Raw genomic sequence first — 20,284 nt, 5'->3', positions numbered from 1 at the left:
GCGGGTCGGGACCGCGAACGGCGGGGCGGGTGTCGGTGCGGGCGGCGGCTGCGGGAGGGCCACGGGAACCCCTAACGCGGTCGGAGGCGTACGAACGGCATGCGCGGACGCGGCGTACGGCGGGTGCGTGCACATGAACTGACGAGGAGTCACCGCGGGCGCGGCGAACGGTGGAAGCCGGTGGAACGACGGGGGACGGCTGGGACGTCCGGGCGGCTGGGGTCGGCCGGTCCCGCGGCCGTCCGGGCGGCGGGCCGGGCCGCCCGCTTGTCGCCACGACGGTGCAGGCCCGCGGTGTCGCCCGCGTTAAAGCCCGGGACCCGGCCGGTTACGCCTCCCCGCGCCGCGTCCGTCGGCCGGTGGCCTGCGGCGTCCGTACGCACACGGGCGACTCCGCCACGGCCCGCGCGCCTGCCGCGCGGTGGGTGCGGCGGGAGGCGGCGCGGCGGAGCACGCGGGCGCGGCGGGTGGGCCGGGCGGTGGCGGGGAGGGGGTCAGCCGGCGCGGCGACAGAGCGCGCTGGCCTGGCGGCGCAGATCGACATGCGGCCGTCCGACCAGGCGCGGCCGTACGGGAACGCCGTGCGACGTCGCGCGGTGACGCGGGCGTACGCGGCTCATGGGCGTTCTCCGGGGACGGCGTGTGCGGTCGGACCTCAGGCGCGCGGCAGCGGTGAGCGGCACGCGGGAACGAAGGTCTCTGCCGCGTGTTTCGTACAGATTCCGATCGTGTTTCGTGCGTGTTACGCCACCCGGATTTGCGGGGGTGTGATCGGCCATCTGGGGGTTCATACCGACGAAATGCCGTTCCGCCACCGGCCCGTGGGGCGGAACCAATCACCGCCGGAGCGGCGTCTTCCGGACATCGCACAGTGATGCGGTCGCGACCCGGGGGGCTCCGATCGCGCGCCGGGGGTCCGCCCGGTGCGCGCGGTGCGTGGGGGAGCGGCCCGTCAAGGGCTGGGGGGTCTATGGCGACGAGTGGATTCGGCATGCCGTCGCGGCGCCGGGGGCGCCCCACCGAGAACCGGTACGCGGCCGAACAGGAGAACCAGCCATGACCATCAGCATTCCGCCCACGGCCGCCACCACACGCCGCGACCCCGCCGGGCCGCCCGAGCCCACCCTCGACGAAATCCGGGGGGGATACCGGGAGTCCGTATGCCCGGACCGCGCCGACCGCGCGGACCTCTTCGACTGGCCCGCCCTCGCCGCAGCCGCCGCGACCGGGAGCGCGCTGCGCCGGACCGCCGTCTTCGCGTCGGCGGGCCGCGTCTGCGGTCGTGCGCCGATCACCGCGATCCCGGGCTGGACCTGCGACGACGCGGCCCGCGTCCTGCTCCTCGACGCGATCGCCCGCGCCGCGGCCGGCGGCCCGATCCCCGGCGACGCCGAACTGGCGGGCCTGATAAGGACGTTGTACGAGCGCGGCGACACCCACGAACGCCGCGCCGTGCTGCGCGCCCTGCCGTACCTCCCGCCGGGCGCGGCGACTCCCGATCTGACGCGGACCCTCACCGAGGACGCGTTGCGCGGCGACGACCGCTCGTTGGTCGCCGCGGCGATGGGCCCGTGCGGGCGCGCCGTGCTCACCGACGCGCAATGGCGCCGAGGCGTCCTGAAGTGCCTCGACCTCGGACTCCCCCTACGCCCCACCGTGAGCGGCCTCGGCGCCCGCAGCGACACCGAACTCGTCCACATGCTGGCCGACTTCGCCCGCGAACGCGCCGACTCGGCGGACTAGACGAGAACGCGCCGCGGCCGACACCCGCGCCACACCGCGCGTCCCCCGCCCCGCCGCCGACGCCTCGCGGGCCCCGGGGCAGGTCTCGCGCGTCGGCGTGGACGCGCGTACGTGCCCCGGGGACGCGTCCCCCGTGAAGCACGTGCCGGGCCCGTCGACCCCGCCGCCGCCCTGCCGCGCCGCGCCCGGCGGGCCACGTCGCGGAATCGAGCCCGGCGTGCGGCCCCCTCTGCTCGGGCGGGCGGGGCGGGCGGCGTGGGATGCGTCACTCGCGGACTAGTCGTCCTCGTTCTCCGGGCTGTGGATCAGCGGGTTCATCGCCGCGGCCAAATGCTCCCGCAGGCGGTCCGGCGGTGCCTGGTCGAGGACGTCGACGTCGGCGACCGACGTCAGCAGGCTCATGCCGAGGCTGAGCGCGATGATCAACCCCGCGCGCAGTTCCGCCTCGGGGCCGTCGAGCCGGTCCGCGAGGCCGTCGACCGTGTCGCGTACCTGCGCGCGCATCAGATCGGCGACGCCTTCGCGGCCGGCCGAGCGGAGCATCAGCGCCAGCGGCGGTTCGCCCGCGATCGACGGCGGGCGCGTGTGGAACAGCGTGACCGCGCGGTCGGGCAGGGTCTCGAGCGGCCCGTCGATCACCTTGGACGCGTCGCGGTCGCGGCCGATGACGGTGACGAACAGCTTCTCCTTCGACCCGAAATAACGGTAGATCAGCGCCGGATTGACGCCCACGTCGGCGGCGATGTCGCGGACCGCGGTCCCCTCGTAACCGGATCGGGCGAACCGGGCCGCAGCCGCGTCGAGCAGGGCGGCGGCGGTTGTCTCGGCGCAGCGTGGGCGCGCGGGCGCGGTGTCCATGGCCCCCAAATGTAATGGGGTGGCAAAAGATGTGAAGGCCCCACCCACGCCCCGACGAACCCTCCGCAACCAACCGGCAACCCCACGCCGACACGCTCCACCCGCACTCGGACTCGCACGCGCACCCGCACGCCCGGCGTGCGCCCGCGCGCCCGCAACGCGCCTCCGCACCTCAACCCGCCCCCGCGCCCAGGCGCCGCACCGCGCCGTGCGGTGACAAGGCGGGCCGGATGGCGTCTCGTGGCCCCGGCGCGGTCGTGTCGGTGCGCCTCGGGGTGTGAGCCTCCTCGCGCGACCTTTGGCACCCGGTGATCTCCCGCCCGCCCTGGGGGCCGCCGAGTCGGCATGGATAATGGTTGCTGTTTGCATGTAAACCCGGTTTACATGGCGTGCCATGCGAGGGGAACTCCTGCTTTGACCACCGCCGACGGGACGCGCGCCGTCCCCGTGACCGAAGACCGTCCCAACGGCCCGCTACCGCCGACGCCCGCCGACGCTCACGAGAAGCCGGGATCACGCACCGGCGTCGTGCTGCTCATCCTGATCCTCGGCTCGCTCACGTACTCCCTCCTCCAATCGATGCTCGCGCCCGCGCTCCCGGTCATCACCCGGGAGGTCGGCACCACCTCCGACACCGCGTCGTGGCTGCTCACCGCGTACCTCCTCGTCGCGTCCGTCACGACCCCGGTGGTCGGAAGGCTCGGCGACATCTACGGCAAGAAGAAGCTGTTCGTCGCCACGATCGGCGCGCTGTGCGTGGGCTCGCTGATATGCGGGCTCGCCGACTCGATCGGCCTGATGATCGTCGGACGCGCCGTCCAGGGCGTCGGCTCGGCGGTGTTCCCGCTGTCGTTCGGCATCGTGCGCGACGAGTTCCCGCCCCACCGCCGCGCCGCCGCCATCGGCCTGACCTCCGCGGTCATGGGCATCGGCAGCGGCATCGGCCTGGTGCTGACCGGGCCCATCGTCGACAACCTGTCGTACCACTGGCTCTTCTGGATCCCGATGGTCGTGTGCTGCTTCACGATCGTCATGGCGTGGCTGTTCATCCCCGAATCGCCCAACCGCGTGCAGTCCAGCCGGATCAACTGGCTCGGCGTGGCGCTGCTCGGCGGCGGCCTCGTCAGCCTGCTGCTCGCGGTCAGCAAGGGCCGGTCGTGGGGCTGGTCGTCGCCGACCGTCGTGGGCCTCTTCGCGGCCTCGGTCGTGCTGCTCGCGCTGTGGGTGCTCGCGGAGCTGCGCTCCTCGTCGCCGCTCGTGGACATGAAGGTCATGCGGCTGCGCGGCGTGTGGACCACCAACGTGGTGGGCCTGCTCACCGGCTTCGCGATGATGAGCGCGCTGCTCCTCCTGCCGCAGCTGCTCCAGTTGGACAAGTCGACCGGATTCGGCTTCGGCACGTCCGTCACGGTCTCCGGCCTGTACATGCTGCCCATGGCCGCGGCCATGCTCATCGCGGGCCCGGCCGCCGGCATCCTGGAGGCGCGGTTCGGCTCGCGGCTCATGCTGCTGTACGGGTGCGCGCTGATCGCGATCAGCACCATCATGCTGATCTTCGCGCACGGCGAGCTGTGGCAGATATCGATCATCGTGTTCCTGTTCGGCCTCGGCATCGGCGCGGCGATGGCGTCGATGGCGAACGTGATCGTCGGGACGGTGCCGCCGGAGCAGACCGGTGTCGCGACCGGCATCAACACGATCGCGCGTACGGTCGGCATGTCGTTCGGCTCGGCGTTGTCGACGGTCGCGGTGACCTCCCACCAGACCGCGGCGGCCATCCCCGAAGAGGCCGGTTTCACGCTGGCGTTCGCACTCGCGGCGGGCAGCGGCCTGCTCGCGGTGGTGGTCGGTCTCCGCGTCCCCAGGAGCCGCCGCACGATCGAGCAGCCGCACAAGGTGTCCTGACCCCACGGGGGTCGGCGGCGGGAAGTGGCCGATAAGCGAGGGAAGTTCGGGTCGTGACGATCGACCGCGTACGGCAGGGTGGGGGTCGTGACCTTCGTACCCGAGCAGACCCCGCCCTCCCAGCACACCGGGGCCACCCCGCCGCTGCCTCCCGCGGACCCGAACAGCGGCCGGGACTCGGGGGAGTTCGACTTCCTCGGCGGGAGCGCGTCCACCGGGACGATCCGCGTCACGGCGACCGCGCCCATGGTCGTCTGCGGTGACGACGCGCTCGCCTATCGGCTCACCACCGAGCTGACCCGGCTGTACGAGCAGCCGGTGACCGCCGTCGTGACCTCGGCGCGGTCCGCCACCGGCCTGCGCCTGCAACGGCTGGCCTCCGCCGACGGCCTGCCGGTCACCGTCATCGAGGCCGCCTCGCCCAGCGAGGACGTGCTGCTGCGCGCCGGCGTCGCGACCGCGGAGGCACTGGCCCTCGCCTACACCGACGACCAGCAGAACATCCACGCGGCACTGCGGGCCCGCCGGATCAACCCGCGCATCCGCCTGGTGCTGCGGCTGTTCAACCGCAAGCTCGGCGGCTACCTCGAAGACCTCCTCACCCGTGCCACCTCGGACGCCGACCCGGCCGAGCCCGAGACGACCACCACCGTGCTGTCGGACGCCGACACCGCCGCGCCCGCGCTGGTCGCCGCCGCGCTGGCGGGCGAGCGCAGCCGCATCGTCGAGGCGGGCGGCCTGCTGCTGCGGGCCGCCGACCGCACGGCCGGAGAGCCCGTCGGGGCGGTCGCGAGCGGCGAACTGTGCACGCTGGCCGTGCTGTCCGAGCCCGCCGAACCCCGCCGGTCCGACGCGGACCCCGTACCGCTGCTGCTGCCCGACGAAGCCCGGGTCGAGACCGCCGCGGCCACGCGCAACCGCGTCGTGCTGGAGGCGATCACCCGGCAGTCGACACACGGCGAACACCCGTCGCCCGCCCTGCGGTTACGCCGCCGCCTGCCGCGGATGCCGCTGCGCGAGCTGTTCCCGCCCAGGCTCATGGCCGCGGTCGCGGTCCTGGTCGGCCTGGAGATGGTGTTCGCCGTGCTGACGTGGCGCGTGACATCCGAACCACCGCTGCAGGCCGCGTACTTGTCGATCCTCGACCTGTTCGGCATGGGGGACCCCGCGATCGACGACCGCAAGGGCCGGCAGATCCTCCAACTCCTGTCCGGGCTCACCGGGTTGGCGCTGCTGCCGGTGCTCTTCGCGATCGTGCTCCAGGCGTTCGGGTCGTTCCGTACGGCGACGTCGCTGCGCCAGCCGCCGCGCGGCCTGGCGGGGCACGTCGTGCTCATGGGTCTCGGCAAGGTCGGCAGCCGCGTCCTGGACCGCCTGCACGCTCTGGGCATCGACGTGGTCTGCGTCGAACAGGACCCGCAGGCACGGGGCGTGGCCCTGGCCCGGTCGCTGCACGTCCCCGTCGTCATCGGAGACGCCACGCAGGCAGGGGTGTTGGAGTCGGCGCTGATCGAATCCGCCGAAGCCGTCCTGGCGTTGACGAGCAGCGACAGCAACAACCTGGAGACCGCGCTGTACGCGCGCGAGTGCAAGCAGGACATCCGCGTCGTCATGCGGCTCTTCGACGACCAGTTCGCGGCGGTGGTGAACCAGGCGATGCGCGCGTCGCATCCGCAGGCGACGACGCGCAGCCGCAGCGTGTCCACGCTCGCGGCGCCCTCGTTCGCCGCGGCCATGATGGGGCGTCAGATCCTCGGCGCGCTCCCGGTGGAGCGCAGCGTGCTGGTCTTCGTCGCGCTCGAGGTCGGCAACCGGCCCGAGTTCGTCGGCCGTACGGTCGAGGAGGCGTTCCGCCCCGGCGCGTGGCGCGTCCTCGCCCTGGACCTCGCCGCCCCCGACGAGCGCCGCCCCGACCTGGCCGCGACCGCCGTCGTCGGCGACGGCGCACGCCGCCCCACCGAGTTGGCGTGGGGCCTGCACCAGGGCTACGTCCTCGACGCCCAGGACCGCGTCGTCCTGGCGACCACCCGCCGAGGCCTGGCCGAGCTGCTGCACCCCCGTACGGCCTCCCGTCCGCGGTGACCGGGGGCACGCGGAAACGGTTTCGGCGCCGTACGCGGGCGGGGTTAGAGTCGAGCGCATGGCAGGAGCTGAGACACACGACGGCCCCGCGAGCGTGCGCGTCGACGCGTGGATCTGGTCGGTACGCCTGACCAAGACCCGGTCGATCGCCGCGACCGCGTGCAAGGCCGGTCACGTGCGGGTCAACGGCGAGCGCGTGAAGCCCGCCCACCCGCTCAAGGTGGGCGACGAGGTGCGGCTGCGGCACGACGGCCGCGAGCGCCTCGTGGTGGTCACCCGGCTCATCCTCAAGCGCGTCGGAGCGCCCGTCGCGGTCGCCTGCTACACCGACAACAGCCCGCCGCCCCCACCCCGCGAGGCCGCCGCCGCGGTCGGCGTCCGCGACCGGGGCACCGGCCGCCCGACAAAGCGCGACCGCCGCGTCATGGAGCAGTTGCGCGGCGGCGGGGGCCGGCACTGAGGGGGCGTGCGTCGACCGCGGCGGGGGTGTGGGCACAACCTGGAGATCGTGGGGGCGGGCGTTGACGGGGGGCGTGCGCCGACTGCATCGGGTGTATGACCAAGGTCGGGGATCGCCGGGGCCGGGCTGACGGGAGCCGTGTGCCGGCCGTGGCGGGGGTGTGTGACCACGGTCGGGGCCGGGCAGGGACAGGAGCCGCGCGCTGACCAAGCCGCGCGCTGACCAAGCCGCGCGCTGACCGGGTCGGGTGCGCAGCACGGCCGGTTCCGCCGGGGCGGTGCGTTGCCTCGTCGTCGGGGTGATGTGTCTCGGGGCGGCGCGGCGAGGCGGCAGTCCGAGGGCGCGGCGGTCACCGGAGCCGTGTGGTGACGGGTCGCGGCCCTTCGTACGGGGCCGGGCCTACCCCGCGGCCCTGCGTCCGTCGCGCGAAATCCGGTGTCCTGTACGGCGGTCCGCGCGATCTCACCGCGGCCCGGCGCCCAACCCCTCGTACCGCCGCGTCAGTCCGTCCAGCAGCGCGGCCAATCCCGTCTCGAACGCCGCCTCGTTGATCTCCCGCTGCGCGTCCGCGAGGAGATGGGCCTGGTCGAGGTGCGGGTAGGCCCCGGCGTACAGCTTGGCGTCGTCCGGGAACCCGCCCGCGAACGAGCCGAGCGCCGACCCGGTCACGAAGTAGCGCATCAGGACGCCGATCCGCGTCGCCTGCGCGCGCGGCCAGCCCGAGGCGACCAGCAGGCCGAAGACCGCGTCGGCCATGCGCAGCGCGTTGGGCCGGCGTCCGGGACCGGGGGCCAGCGCCGGGACGACGTTGGGGTGCGCGGCGAGCGCGGCCCGGTACGAGCGGGCCCAGGCCGCGACCGGTTCCTGCCACGCGCCCGCGTCGGAGGGCCGCGGCGCGCGCAGGACGTCGACGTCGACCTCGCCGAGCACGCTGTCGACGACGGCGTCGATCAGTTCGTCCTTGGTGGCGAAGTGGTTGTACAACGCTGGCCCGCTGACGCCGAGTTCGGTGGCCAGCCGCCGCGTCGAGACGGCGTCCAGCCCCTCCGCGTCGACGAGCGCGAGCGCGGCGGCGACGATGCGGTCGCGGCTGAGCAGCGGTTGGCGGGGCCGACCCACGAACGGGCCTCCTGGTTCTGCGTGGTCTGGGGTCTGGGGGTGTCCGGTTGTCCGTCCGGTCGCTCGTGCGGAACCCGCCCGGTCGCCGGCGGGTCGACGGGCGGGTCGACCGACCGCGTGCGCCCGCGTCGGTGACGCGGCCCGGCTCCGTCGCCGACCGCCCGGCTCGGGCGTCACACGGCCTTCGTGGGACGGTACACGGGCAGCCCGGAAGCGCCGCTCGTCCCAGGTCGGGGCGCCGCGCCGAGGTCCCGCGACCGCGCGTTTTTCCCCGGCGAACCTCTCTTCCCAGCAGCCGTCGCGCGGGCTAGCCTGCTCTAAATTAGCAGTGCTAATTTGACGGAGGCCAGGGGACCATGGACTTCTCGCTCAGCAAGGAGCAGCAGGCGGTACGCGACACGGCCCGCGCGTTCATCGCCAAGGAGGTCATGCCGCTCGAACAAGAGGTGCTGCGCCGCGAACGAGCCCACCAGCCCGGCCTGGAGCGTTCCGAACTACGCGAACTCCAGCTCAAGGCCAAGCGGTTCGGATTCTGGGGGCTGTCCACCCCGGAGGAGTACGGCGGTATGGACCTGCCGGCCGTCACACAGTCGCTGATCTGGACCGAACTGGGCCGCTGCCTGGTCCCGTTCCGCTTCGGCGGCGAGGCCGACAACATCCTCTACCACGCCGACGACCGGCAGAAGGAGGAGTACCTGTTGCCGACCATCGCCGGAGACCGTGTCTCGTGCTTCGCGATCACCGAGCCCGGCGCGGGATCGGACGCCGCGAACATCAAGATGACGGCCCGTCAAGTCGGCGACGAGTGGATCCTCAACGGCGAGAAGATCTTCATCACCAACGGCAACGAGGCCGACTTCGCGATCGTCGTGGCGGTCACCGACAAGGAGAAGGGCGTCCACGGCGGCGGCACCACCGCGTTCCTCGTCGACCGCGCGATGGGCTGGAAGTCGGAGTTCATCCAGACCATGGGCGAAGGCGGCCCGGCGGCACTGGTGTTCGACGACGTGCGCGTCCCCGCCCGCAACGTGCTCGGCGAGGTCGGCCAGGGCTTCGCCCTCGGCATGAAGTGGATCGGCAAGGGCCGCTTCGTCATTCCGTCCAACGGCATCGGCATCGCCGAACGCGTGCTCCGCATGGCGCTCGACCACGCCAACGTACGCGAGACGTTCGGGAAGCCGATCGGCGAGAACCAGGCCATCCAATGGATGATCGCCGACTCGGAGGTCGAACTCGAGGCCGCCCGCATGCTCGTCCTGCGCGCCGCGTGGGCGATCGACGCGGGCCTGCCGCCGAGACACAGCTCGTCCATGGCCAAGCTCTACGGCGCCGGCATGGTCAACCGCGTCGTCGACCGCGCGCTCCAGATCCACGGCGGCATGGGCTACACGCGCGAACTGCCCATCGAACGCTGGTACCGGCAGGTACGCCTCTACCGCATCTACGAGGGCACCGACGAAATGCTCCGCCTGATCATCTCCCGCGACCTCCTGCGCGGCTACACCAAGATCGGCGGGATCTGACCCGGGCAACCCGCCGCACACCGGCGGCCGTTCACCACCTACCCCACCCAACCATCCATCGACTCCAGGTATTTGCCCCGACATCACCCAGCAGCCAGTGCTGCGGCCGGGAACGTCCCCGGTACTCGCCCACCGCCCCACCGACCGCGACCGACCTGCCCGCCCCGGCGGGTTCCCGGTCGCGCCGTGCACCGCGCGGCGCCCCGCCGAAGCCCGCACGCGGCCCGTACGGCGGAGGCCCCGCCACGCGGCGAACCCCGGTGCGCGGACGGCGAGAACCACGGACCGACCCGGCCACGGCACCGGGCAAGGTACGGCGAGGGATAACGCATGGCACCCCTGTCAGTGATCGGGAGCGCGCGCACGCGCTCCGCCGACCTGGTGGCCGCGCTGCTCGACGGCGCCGGGCCATCCGGTACCTCCACCAGCCCACCGCGACCCGCCGCGTCGCCGACTCCCGCGAGACCCCAACGGCCGCACAGAACACCGGAGTTGCCGGAAGACACCCGGTACGCCGTACTCGCGTCGGCCGGCCCCGCGACCGGGATCGACCGCAATTCCGACCTCGCGTGGCGCGGCCATATCGTCGCCGCCACCCTCGAACTCGCCCACCCCATGCGGCTGGTCTGGCACGCCGGATGCGCCGTCGTGCTCCTCGGCGACGCCCCGCTCGACGACCTCGTCCGCGCCCTGGACCCGCCGTCCGGCACCCGCGTCGGCGTGAGCCCCGCGGTCACCGGACCCGCGGCCCTCGGCCGCGCCCGAGCCCTCGCCGAACAGGCCCTGCGTGCCGCCGCCCCGGACACACCGGTCTCCGTCCTGGAGGAACGCCTCCCCGCCGCGCTGGTCGCCGACAACCCGGCCCTGGCCGCGCTGCTGCTCGCCCGTGCGCTCGGGCCCGTCCTCGAACTGCCCCCCGTGGACCGCGACTCACTGCTCAGCACCCTGCGCGTCTGGCTGGAGTCGGGCGGCTCCACACGCCGCGCGGGGGACCGGCTCTTCTACCACCCCAACACGATCCTGAACCGCCTGCGCCGCTACGAACACCTCACCGGCCGCCTGCTCGGCGACCCGTTCACCGTCGTCGAACTCACCCTCGCCCTGGAAGCCCACCGCCTCACCACCACCGACTAACCCACCCAACGCGCCAACCGCCACACCCCACCCACACCGGGCCGACGCCCCAGCCGCCACTGCCCGCGTCGGCCCGGCCCCCAACCACCCGAGACCGCCCCGACTCCCACGCCGGTCGTGGACACCCCCTTCACCGCTGCCCGACTGCCGCACACGGTCTCCCCGCTGCCGCTGCCGCTGCCGCTGCCGCTGCCGCTGCCGCTGCCGCTCGCCACGAGCCGCGGGATCGACATGGCCGACGATGAGGGGACGACCGAGGAATCCCGAGGTTTGGCACGGGAGTGCCCCCGCCACGAGGCCCGGCACGCCGTCGAGCCGAACACACCGCAACGGGCCCGGCGGACGATCCGCCGGGCCCTGTTCGGTGGAGCGCGGTGAGTTCCACCGGGATCAAGCCCCGCCCCGGTCGCTGTGAGGACCGGCGAACGTCACCCGCGCTCCGCTGCGTACCCTGGTCCGTCCTGTTCGCGGCGGGCCGAATGATCCGTTCGAGGCTGCGGGCGTGCCGGACCGCCGGTCCGCTCGGGCGTGGCGCCTCGTACGGTCGTCATCGGCGGCATTCCCCGCCCCGCGACGCGTACCGGCGAGAGCGTCGGACGAGGGCGCCGCAAGCGGGGGGCTCTCGGGGCGTTGCTCAACACGGCGGGCAGCCGTTCGCCCGGCTCCCTGGGCGTCGCGGGCTCCTGCCGAGGGAACGTCGGGTCGGCTCGGTCACGCTCGATGTCTTGGGGCGAGCGAATCCCGAAGCCGCCGGGGAGCCCCGCGTTTCGGGCCTCGGCGATCTCTTGGTCCGCGTGGAAGCCGATGCCGCCGGGGAGCCGTGGCGTCGGGTCCTTGGCGTGTTTGGGGTCGGGGCGGACCCCGGAGACGTCGGGGGACCTTGCGTTCCGGTCCTGGGCGATTTGTTCGTTCGAGCGAAACCCGAATCCGCCCGGAGGTGGGGAAGGCTGCGATTCCCGGCTCTGGTCACTGGCCATCCGGGGATTATGAGGCGTCCGTCACGCTCGGCCGGTGAAAAGGCCAACCAGCGCGGCGGATTGGCCGGGCAATGCGGGATCGCCGAGGGGAGCCGCGCGCCCACCGGCGAGACAGGGAGCCAGGAACACGCGTGCCGCGGCACCGGGCGGTTCCCGGGCGCCGCGGGGGAGGGCGGCGGATTTTTCCGGGGCACGGCGGGCCGGGTCGGTGTGGTTCGGATGTGGGCCGGGGCGCCTAGGGTTGGGGTGTTGGTTTTGGGTGTTGTTGGGGAGGGGCTTGTGACTGTCGCGTTTTCTGTGACGCCGTTGGGGGTCGGTGAAGGGGTCGGGGAGGCCGTCGCCGATGCGGTGCGGGTGGTGCGGGACAGCGGGTTGCCTCATCGGACCGACGCGATGTTCACCTCGGTCGAGGGCGAGTGGGACGAGGTGATGGCCGTCGTCAAGGAGGCCGTCGAGGCCGTGCGCGCGCACAGCGGGCGGGTCAGCATGACGCTCAAGGCCGACATCCGCGACGGGGTGACCGACGGGCTGACGTCGAAGGTCGCGACGGTCGAGCGGTACCTCGCGGAGCGTCCCGGCGAGCCGGGCGGGACGAGCGCCGCCGACTGAGTGCGGGGCGTACGCGCACGCACGCCCCGCACGGTGATCAGCCGCTCTTGCGTTGGAAGTTGCGTTGCTGGTGCGCCGGTCCGTGGGCGCCGCGGGCCTTGGGCCGGCCGTCGGACCCGCCGTCCACGGAGTCGGCCTTGGTGCCGCGCTTGCGGTCGAGTGCCTCGCGGAACTTGCGCTTGACGTCGTCGCCCGCGCCCTCCTCGGTCGCGGCGGGGGTGTTCTGGTCGGTTGCCGGATCGTCGCTCATCGGGCCAACGTACCCGCATGATCGCCGCCCGCGCGTGGTCCGTTCACGCGAAGACGACGCCCGCCTCGGGAGCCTCGTCGACCGTACGGCCGTCGTGGGGCGGGATGCCGAGGTGTTCGTGGGCGACGCGCTGCGCCGCGAGGGCCTCGGCCAGGGACTCCGGGCCGCCGCCCATGAGGTTCGCGGCCATGCGCGGGGACATCAGCAGCCGCCGCCACGTGAAGCCGGTCGCCGGGTCGACCGCCGCCGGGTGGAGCGACGCGAGCACCGCGGCGGTCCGCAGCCGCGCGGTCTCGGCCCCGTCGTACAGCAGCCCCTCGTGGTCGTGGAGATAGCCGACCGGGGCCGTCTTGCCGAGGACCGCCCCCGCCTCCTCGTGCGCCTCGCGTGCGAGCGTCGCGAGCGGATCGCGGTCCTCCGGCTCGACCGTGCCGCCCGGCAGGTTGAGGACGCCGTTGGCGCCCGCGAGCACCAGCACGCGCCCGTCGGGGGCGAACAGCCAGCCCCACGACTGGCGTACGGTCAGCCCGTCGGGCACCTCGGCGTCCGCGACCCACGTCCACGGCAGGCCGGCGCGCGTCCATTCGCGGACACCGAACCGGCCGCGCAGCGGCACGTTGTGGTGGTCGGCGGAGGGCAGCGCCCGCAGCGCCGAGCCCGCCCCCGGCACGTGGGCGACGGGGCTGCCGGTCGGCTGGAAGTGCAGCGCGTACGGCACCCCCGCGGCGATCGCGTCGAGCGCGGCGCGCACGTAGCCGACGACGCCGTCCGGAACCGCGTCGAGGTCGTCGAGGTCGGCCCACATGAGCCCGTCGTGCTTGTGCGGTTCGGCGTTGTGCGGGCGCGGGCGCACGGGCCAGCCGAGCGCGCGGAAGAACCACCCGGTCCGGGCCCGGGCCTCGGTCCGCGGGCCCTGGTGCTGCATGACGAGCTCGCAGCGCAGCAGCTCCGGGGTCAGCGCGATGCCGGTCTCCTCGCGCGTCTCGCGGATGGCCGCGGCCACGACGTCCTCGCCGGCCTCCAGGTGCCCGGACGGCAGCGTCCAGAGGCCGGGCGCGTACGCCGAACCGGGGCCGCGCCGCAGCATCAGCACGCGTCCCCCGTCGATCAGCAGCACGTGGACGTCGACGGCCGTCAGGAAGCGCCCGTCGGCGGAACTCGCCGCGTTCATGTCTCAACACCCGTCTGCCAGGCGGCCGTTGGTCCGAGCCGCGAGGGCACCAGTCTGCCGGTCGGACGCACCGCGCCGACCGCGAACGGCCAGGACGCGCGTGCCCTGGGGGCCGCCGACGTCGGCGGCCCCCAGGGCGTCGTCGGACGGTCAGTCGCCGACCAGCTCGCTGTCCGCCCCGTCGTGCGGCTCGGCCCCGAGGGCGTCGGGCTCGGTGTCCCGCGGGCCCGCGGCCGGCGTCGGCAACGCCGCGGCGGCTTCCTTCCCGCCGTCCTTCGAACCCGGACCGGGCCCCGGCTTGCCGCGCCGGGCCGCGAGGGCGGTCGCCAGCGGTTCGGTGTACCGGGCGGTGAGCGGCCCGAGGACGACGAGGATCAGGACGTACGCGGTCGCGAGCGGGCCCAGTTCGGGCTCGATGCCGGCGGTGACCGCCAGCCCGGCGATCACGATGGAGAACTCGCCGCGCGCGACCAGCGCGCCGCCCGCCCGCCACCGGCCGCGCACCGAGACGTGTGCGCGGCGTGCGGCGAGGTAACCGGTGGCGATCTTGGTGAGGGCGGTGACGACGGCGAGGGCGAGGGCGGGGAGGAGGACGGGCGGGATGCTGGACGGGTCGGTGTGCAGGCCGAAGAAGACGAAGAAGACGGCGGCGAAGAGGTCGCGCAGGGGGCTCAGGAGGCTGTGCGCGCCTTCGGCGACCTCGCCGGACAGCGCGATGCCGACGAGGAACGCGCCGACGGCCGCCGAGACCTGCAGCTCCTGGGCGATCCCGGCGACCAGCAGGGTGAGGCCGAGGACGACGAGGAGGAGCTTCTCCGGGTCGTCACTGGAGACGAACCGCGAGATGAGCCGCCCGTACCGGACGGCGATGAACAGGACGAGCCCGGCGACGCCGAGGGCGATGGCGAGGGTCGCGCTGCCCTGCGCGATGCCGACCCCGGCGACGAGCGCGGTCACGATCGGCAGGTACACCGCCATCGCGAGGTCTTCCAGCACGAGGATGCTGAGGATCACCGGTGTCTCGCGGTTGCCGACGCGGCCCAGGTCGTTCAGGACCTTGGCGATGACGCCGGACGACGAGATCCACGTCACCCCGGCGAGCACGACCGCGGCGACCGGCCCCCAGCCCATGAGCAGCGCCGCCACCGCGCCCGGGAGCGCGTTGAAGACGAAATCGATGATCCCGGACGGGTATTGCGTCTTGAGGTTGGTGACCAGGTCGCTCGCGGTGTATTCCAGCCCGAGCATCAACAGCAGCAGAATGACGCCGATTTCGGCGCCGATGGACACGAACTCCTTGCTGGCGCCCAGCGGAAGCAGTCCGCCCTCACCGAAAGCGAGACCGGCCAACAAGTACAACGGAATCGGAGAGAACTGCAGACGCCCGGCGACTCTTCCGAGGAGGCCCAGGCCGAGGAGAATACCGCCGAATTCGATCAGGAAGACGGCTCCGTGCACGCGTTCACTCCCTAGTGAGTATCGCCGCGGCGGCGTCGACGCCTTCGCGGGTGCCGATGACGATCAAGGTGTCGCCGCCGGCGAGTCGGAAATCCGGGGTCGGGGACGGGATGGCGTCGGTACGGCGCAGCACCGCGACGATGGAGGCGCCGGTCTCGGTGCGGATCTGCGTCTCGCCGAGCAAACGCCCGTTCCAGTGTGCGGACGCGCCGATCTCGATGCGCTCGGCGACCAGGCCGAGGTTGGTGGTGTGCAGGATGTTCGGGTTGTGGTGGGCCGGCATCAGGGCGTCGGCAAGGGCCTCGGACTCCGATACGGACAGTCTGAGTGACATGGAACACGCGTCCGGATCGTCGGATCGATACGTGTTCAGCGTCCGGGTTCCGTCACGGTGAGCGACGACCGAGACATGCCGGCGCTCGCGGGTGGTGAGGTCGTACTGCACGCCTATCCCCGGCAGCGGTGTGGTGCTCAGACGTGGAGTGGGCATGTCCCGTCCCTTTCTTCTCGTTTTCGCTCGTTCCTGCGCGATCGGGGTCGGACCCCGGCGGCACACGCGTATGGCCGGCCAACGCTACGGCGCGTCGGCGGATTCCGTCGACCACGGCGGGGTTGCCCGGCGGATACGCACGGCGACGAGAAGTTCGGTGCGGGCTCCGGTTGTTCGGTGCCCCCACGATCGCGGTCGCGGTACGGCGGCGTCATTGCCGCATTCCGGCAGTGTTCGGCGGGGGTTTTGTGCGTGGGTCGCCGACGCGGTGAATCCGCGGTACCGCCGGGTGCCGGTTATCGGAGAGATTAGCCGTTGCGCGGATTCGGGGTGCGGGGGAGGGGTCCCGCCGCCGATTTCCGCGGCGCCCGGGAAATGGGTGTCCGGCCCGATGCGCCGACCGCTCGCTGCGGGCCAAACTGAGCGCAGGCGCCCGCCGAATGGCAACGCCGGCGGTGACGGACCCGCCGGCCCGGAATCGGAGGCGAGCCATGTCCGAAACCCATGACAAGCGCATCGCCGAACTGGAAGAGCAGTTCCGCAAGGACGATCCGCGCTTCGCCCGGCACCTGGCGGCCGGGCACCCCTACCCGCCCCGCGAGTACCGGCGCCGCGGTGTCCCGGCCCTGGCGGTAAGCGGGCTGGTCGCTTTCGTCCTCGGGGCGGTCACCGGGCAGGGGCTGCTGGTCGCCGCGGGGCTCGTCGCCCTCGGCGGGGCGACGCACATGTGGGCCGTCGGCCCCCGGCGGGGCGGCCACAGCGGCGGCTGAGCGGGCGCCCCACCGCCGCGCCGTGCTGCGTGCCGTCCCCCGCGTGCCCCGGCACAACGGCAACTGCGCGGTGCTCCACCGCCGCGCCCTGCCGCCCCGTGCCCCGTGCTCCCGCGACCCGCACGCCGGATCCGCCGCGCCTACCGCGACACCTGCACCAATAGCAGCGCCACATCGTCCGTGTGCCTGCCCCGCTCCCGGGCCTCCCGCAGCAGGGAGTCGGCCACGTCCTCCAGGTCGGGGCCGGGCGTCCTCTCCAGCGCTTCGGCGACCGCGCCGATCGCGCGGTCGATGTCGGTGCGCGGCGCCTCCACCAGCCCGTCGGTGTAGAACACCAGCACCGCGCCCGGCGGGAGATCGACCTCGGTGAGGGGGTACGCGGCTTCCGCGTCGACGCCGAGGAGCAGCCCCGGCCGCACGTCGAGCACCCGCGCGTACGACCCGGGCACCCACAGCAGCGGCGGCGGGTGCCCGGCGTTCGCGAAGCAGATGCGGTTCCGGGCGAGGTCGAGGCGGGCGTACAGGCACGACGCGAACAGGTTCGTGTCCAGGTCGATCAGCAGCCGGTTGGTGCGGGCGAGGACTTCGTCCGGCGGCGTGCCCGCGGCGGTGTGGGCGTGGATCGCGGTGCGCACCTGGCCCATGAGCGCGGCGGCGGCCACGTTGTGCCCCTGCACGTCCCCGATGACCGCCGCGGACCACTGCGGACCGAGTTTGATCAGGTCGTAGAAGTCGCCGCCGATGTTCATGCCCCGGGTCGCGGGCAGGTAGCGCGCGAGCACGCGCACCCCGGGCACGTCCGGCAGGACCCGCGGCAGCAGCGCCTCCTGCAGGTCGTGGGCGATCTTGTGCTTCGCGTCGAAGAGCCGCGCCCGGTCCAGCGCCTGCGCGATGACGCTCGCGATCGCGCTCATGATCGCGCGCTCGGCCACCGGGAAGTCGTGCGGGTGCTCGTAGGCCAGCACGCAGCTGCCGATCGGCCGGCCCGACACGATGAGCGGGAGGATCGCCCAGGCGTGCTTGCCGCTCACCAGTTCCAGATCGGGATAGGTCCGGCGCATCTCCTCGCGGGAGGAGAAGAACACCGGCACGCCGCTGAACAGCGTCTGGGTGCCCGGCTGCGTGATCGCCGTGTCGGCCGCGATGTCGTCGAAGCGGCTCATCAGGTAGCCGGCGTCGTATCCCCGGTGCCCGGCGACGCGCAGGCGGCCGTCCGCGAAGTGGTAAATGACCAGGCCCTGGGCGTCGAAGGCGGGCAGGATCTCGTCGGCGACCCGGTCGATCACCTCGGCGACGCTCGCGGCCTCGGTCAGGACGGTGGCCAGGTGCATCAGCCGGTACAGCTGTCCGGCGGGCCGGGGCGGGGCGTCGCCGGGCGGGCGGTCCGACCGTGCCGCCGCCGTGCCGGGCGCCTCCGTGACGGCATCGTCGACCTCGGGTTTCTCGCGGTCGACACGGATGCTGATGCCGGTCTCGCCGGGATACATGACGAGCCGCAGCCACAGGTCGGGTGGGCGGTGCGCGGTCATCGCGACCGGCTTGCGGCTGAAGACCGCGGCGCGGTAGTGGTCCTCGTACGTCGGATCGTCCAGCCACGGCAGGCCCTGCCACAGCGTCGCCCCGAGAAGGTCGCCGGAGGAGCGGCCCAGCAGCGCGGACGCCGTGGCGCTGACGTACGTGAACCGCCCCTCCAGGTCCAGCGAGGCGCAGCCGCCCGGCAGGCGCTCGGCGAAGTCCGAGGCCGAGGTCGGGGTCAGCTCGCCCGCGCCGGACAGCATGCGCGGCCGTTCCGGCGGGCGCGGCTCCACGCCGTCGCGTTCGGCGGCGTCCAGCGCGTTCGCCATGCGCTGGGCTGCGGCGAGCACGTGGCCGCGCTCGCGGCGGATGAACTCGGACGTCCGCTCGGCGGGCCAGATCAGGAACAGGCTGCCCCAGCAGCGCTTGCCGCCGTTGATCGGGGCCGCCACGAGCGAGAAGGGGTACGGGAGCACCAGGGCCACGCGCGGATAGTCGCGGGCCATCGCCTCCAGACCGGTGACCGAGACCGGCCGGTTGAAGCGGACCGCGTCGGCGATCGGGATCCCGACGTCGACCGGGGTCCGCAGCCACGGGCCGAAGAACTCCGGCGGCGCGCCGCGCAGCACCGCCAGGTGCAGCATCTTCGTCTCCGGGACGAGCAGGTACACGCCGCCGATCGCGGTGCCCGTGCGGCGCATCGACGCGACGAGGATCTTGTCGACGACGTTCGACTCGGCCGTCCGCTGCCCGGTGTCGCTCACCGCCTGCCCTCCCGCCGTCTTGCCCGGACCCCCGGCGCACGTGCGTTCGCACGTCCGCGGAGGGCGCCGGGACGTCGGGTACCCCGGCTGTCGGGAATCCGTACGCCCCGGTGGCGGCCCGCACGGCACGAGCCCGCCACCGAGTCGATTTACCTCTATCTCACTATGACGCTACCCCGCCCGGCGGGCCCTGCCGAGTCCTGCCCTCCTGGTCCCGGCCGCGCGGCCTCGGCATGTCCGGCCCCCTCGGGGGCCTCGCGGGGCGCGGCGGCTTCGCGGGACCGAGCAGACGCGGCAGCCGGGGCAGTTTCGGCGGTCGCGACGGCTGCGGCGATTTCGGCGCCTTGGGCCCGCCACCCGGCGGCCGGGTGTCCTTCTTGGGCGGCAGATACCGGTCGCGGAGCCGCGTCAGCGCGTCGTACGCGGGCCGCTCCACCGCGGCCGTCAGCAGCCAGCCCAGCAGCACGCCCGTCGCCAGCATCGCCGAGACCTGGATCCACGGGCTCGCCCCGGCGCCGTTCAGCCGGCCCATCACGATGTAGCCGATGGACTGCTGCATCAGGTAGACGCCGTAGCTGATCCCGGCCATCCACCGGATCGCCGGGTGGAGGAACGCGGGGATCAGCCGGTCCCAGTCCGGGCCCACCGCCGCGGCCCACACCGCCGCGGTCAGCAGCGCCACGCCGATCGCCGTGGCCGTGTCGTCGGTCTGGATCCCGTGCAGGACCATGCCGACGATCACCAGCGCGGCACCGTGCGTGCGCCCGATCCTGCCGCGCGCCACGAGGAACACCGCGATGCCCACGACGACCAGGTGCATGCGGTGCCAGCCGAGGCCGTCGTGGAACATCCGGAACGGTTCCCACTCGGTGTGCACGCGGATCGGCCACAGCGCGGCCTCCAGGACGAGCACCGTCCACAGCAGCACCGCGGCGGGTGGTCGGATCCGGCTGTAGCGAGCGACGACGAGCAGCATCGTGAACGCCGACAGCTGGATGGGCAGGGTCCAGTACGACGCGTCGACGTACACGAACTTCTGCGGCTTCCACTGCCACAGCATCGCCATGTTGGCGCCGATGTCCTCCCACGTCGGCGTCCACCACCCGGGCGGGGACCAGGTCCGCATGACGTAGCCGGTGACCAGCACCGCGACCCAGAACGCCGGCAGCATGCGGAACAGCCGGCCCATCCACCAGCGCAGCGGATCGCGCCGCTGCAGCGAGACCGCGGCGAAATACCCCGACACGATCAACAGCGTGCTGGCACCCACCGGGTAGTCGAACGACAGCGGTAACGTGGCGAGTTCCGGATGCCACACCGGTCCGAGGTAGGTGCTGTGGTACAGCATCACCATCAGCATCGTTCCCGCCCGGATCACGTCCCAGCTCAGTTTGCGTGTCGACGTGGCGGGCCGGGCGAGCGATCCGTCGGCGGACAAGGCGGACATGGATGAAAG

17 protein-coding genes and 1 pseudogene are annotated in these 20,284 nt (G+C 73.2%); 9 read left to right on the top strand and 9 right to left on the bottom strand.

All coding sequences use genetic code 11. The annotated features are described in order from the left end of the window. Positions 1 to 494 precede the first annotated feature (494 nt). Positions 495 to 620, bottom strand: coding sequence for a putative leader peptide (locus tag LO772_RS36230; RefSeq protein WP_443089373.1), 126 nt, complete (start codon positions 618 to 620; stop codon positions 495 to 497). A gap of 436 nt (positions 621 to 1,056) precedes the next feature. Between LO772_RS36230 and LO772_RS06890 the strand changes: the two genes are divergently transcribed. Beyond that, a complete protein-coding gene (locus LO772_RS06890; RefSeq protein ID WP_231777483.1) occupies positions 1,057 to 1,743 on the top strand; it encodes an EboA domain-containing protein in 687 nt (228 codons plus the stop codon). A 276-nt stretch (positions 1,744 to 2,019) separates the two neighbouring features. Here the strand turns inward: LO772_RS06890 and LO772_RS06885 are convergent, their stop codons facing one another. Continuing rightward, positions 2,020 to 2,601 (bottom strand): TetR/AcrR family transcriptional regulator, encoded by a 582-nt coding sequence (locus LO772_RS06885; protein ID WP_231777482.1) that lies wholly within the window; start codon positions 2,599 to 2,601, stop codon positions 2,020 to 2,022. Positions 2,602 to 3,015: 414 nt separating this feature from the next. On the opposite strand from LO772_RS06885, the gene LO772_RS06880 reads away from it, so the two are divergent. From LO772_RS06880 to LO772_RS06870, 3 genes and pseudogenes are all read left to right on the top strand, one after another. Further along, positions 3,016 to 4,506 (top strand): MFS transporter, encoded by a 1,491-nt coding sequence (locus LO772_RS06880; RefSeq protein WP_231777481.1) that lies wholly within the window; start codon positions 3,016 to 3,018, stop codon positions 4,504 to 4,506. Between the two features lie 246 nt (positions 4,507 to 4,752). Next, a complete protein-coding gene (locus LO772_RS06875; RefSeq protein ID WP_443089437.1) occupies positions 4,753 to 6,588 on the top strand; it encodes an NAD-binding protein in 1,836 nt (611 codons plus the stop codon). 91 nt (positions 6,589 to 6,679) lie between these two features. Then, a pseudogene (locus LO772_RS06870) lies at positions 6,680 to 7,048 on the top strand (RNA-binding S4 domain-containing protein); the annotation flags it as partial. Between the two features lie 462 nt (positions 7,049 to 7,510). On the opposite strand, the gene LO772_RS06865 reads toward LO772_RS06870, so the two are convergent. Continuing rightward, positions 7,511 to 8,167, bottom strand: a complete 657-nt coding sequence (locus LO772_RS06865) for a TetR/AcrR family transcriptional regulator (protein ID WP_231777478.1) — start codon at positions 8,165 to 8,167, stop codon at positions 7,511 to 7,513. A gap of 356 nt (positions 8,168 to 8,523) precedes the next feature. Between LO772_RS06865 and LO772_RS06860 the strand changes: the two genes are divergently transcribed. From LO772_RS06860 to LO772_RS06845, 4 genes are all read left to right on the top strand, one after another. Continuing rightward, on the top strand, positions 8,524 to 9,690 hold the full coding sequence (locus tag LO772_RS06860) for an acyl-CoA dehydrogenase family protein (protein WP_231777477.1): 1,167 nt from the start codon (positions 8,524 to 8,526) through the stop codon (positions 9,688 to 9,690). 330 nt (positions 9,691 to 10,020) lie between these two features. After that, complete coding sequence (locus LO772_RS06855; protein WP_231777476.1) at positions 10,021 to 10,824, top strand: helix-turn-helix domain-containing protein; 804 nt, start codon at positions 10,021 to 10,023, stop codon at positions 10,822 to 10,824. 117 nt (positions 10,825 to 10,941) lie between these two features. Further along, entirely contained in the window at positions 10,942 to 11,202 is a 261-nt protein-coding gene (locus LO772_RS06850; RefSeq protein ID WP_231777475.1) for a hypothetical protein, read from the top strand. An 878-nt stretch (positions 11,203 to 12,080) separates the two neighbouring features. Next, positions 12,081 to 12,410: an MTH1187 family thiamine-binding protein gene (locus LO772_RS06845; RefSeq protein ID WP_231777474.1), complete on the top strand. Its 330-nt coding sequence runs from the start codon at positions 12,081 to 12,083 to the stop codon at positions 12,408 to 12,410. Positions 12,411 to 12,447: 37 nt separating this feature from the next. Here LO772_RS06845 and LO772_RS06840 read toward each other — a convergent pair whose 3' ends face one another. From LO772_RS06840 to LO772_RS06825, 4 genes are all read right to left on the bottom strand, one after another. After that, entirely contained in the window at positions 12,448 to 12,660 is a 213-nt protein-coding gene (locus LO772_RS06840; protein ID WP_231777473.1) for a DUF5302 domain-containing protein, read from the bottom strand. A gap of 43 nt (positions 12,661 to 12,703) precedes the next feature. Then, positions 12,704 to 13,831, bottom strand: a complete 1,128-nt coding sequence (locus tag LO772_RS06835; protein ID WP_231777472.1) for an NUDIX hydrolase — start codon at positions 13,829 to 13,831, stop codon at positions 12,704 to 12,706. A gap of 150 nt (positions 13,832 to 13,981) precedes the next feature. Continuing rightward, a complete protein-coding gene (locus LO772_RS06830; RefSeq protein ID WP_231777471.1) occupies positions 13,982 to 15,289 on the bottom strand; it encodes a cation:proton antiporter in 1,308 nt (435 codons plus the stop codon). 4 nt (positions 15,290 to 15,293) lie between these two features. Further along, on the bottom strand, positions 15,294 to 15,779 hold the full coding sequence (locus tag LO772_RS06825; protein ID WP_231777470.1) for a cation:proton antiporter regulatory subunit: 486 nt from the start codon (positions 15,777 to 15,779) through the stop codon (positions 15,294 to 15,296). A 491-nt stretch (positions 15,780 to 16,270) separates the two neighbouring features. Here LO772_RS06825 and LO772_RS06820 point away from each other — a divergent pair, with 491 nt between their 5' ends. Next, entirely contained in the window at positions 16,271 to 16,549 is a 279-nt protein-coding gene (locus LO772_RS06820; RefSeq protein ID WP_231777469.1) for a DUF3040 domain-containing protein, read from the top strand. 140 nt (positions 16,550 to 16,689) lie between these two features. On the opposite strand, the gene LO772_RS06815 is transcribed toward LO772_RS06820, so the two are convergent. After that, the gene (locus LO772_RS06815) at positions 16,690 to 18,828 is read right to left on the bottom strand and encodes a SpoIIE family protein phosphatase (RefSeq protein ID WP_331717315.1); all 2,139 of its coding nucleotides are present in this window, start codon (positions 18,826 to 18,828) and stop codon (positions 16,690 to 16,692) included. Between the two features lie 163 nt (positions 18,829 to 18,991). Beyond that, entirely contained in the window at positions 18,992 to 20,275 is a 1,284-nt protein-coding gene (locus LO772_RS06810) for an acyltransferase family protein (RefSeq protein WP_231777468.1), read from the bottom strand. Positions 20,276 to 20,284 lie beyond the last annotated feature (9 nt).

It is taken from the genome of Yinghuangia sp. ASG 101 (assembly GCF_021165735.1).
In the GTDB taxonomy this organism is placed as follows: Bacteria; Actinomycetota; Actinomycetes; order Streptomycetales; family Streptomycetaceae; genus Yinghuangia.
Note: the sequence above shows the minus strand (reverse complement) of the source record. Positions and strands in the feature narration are given on the sequence as shown.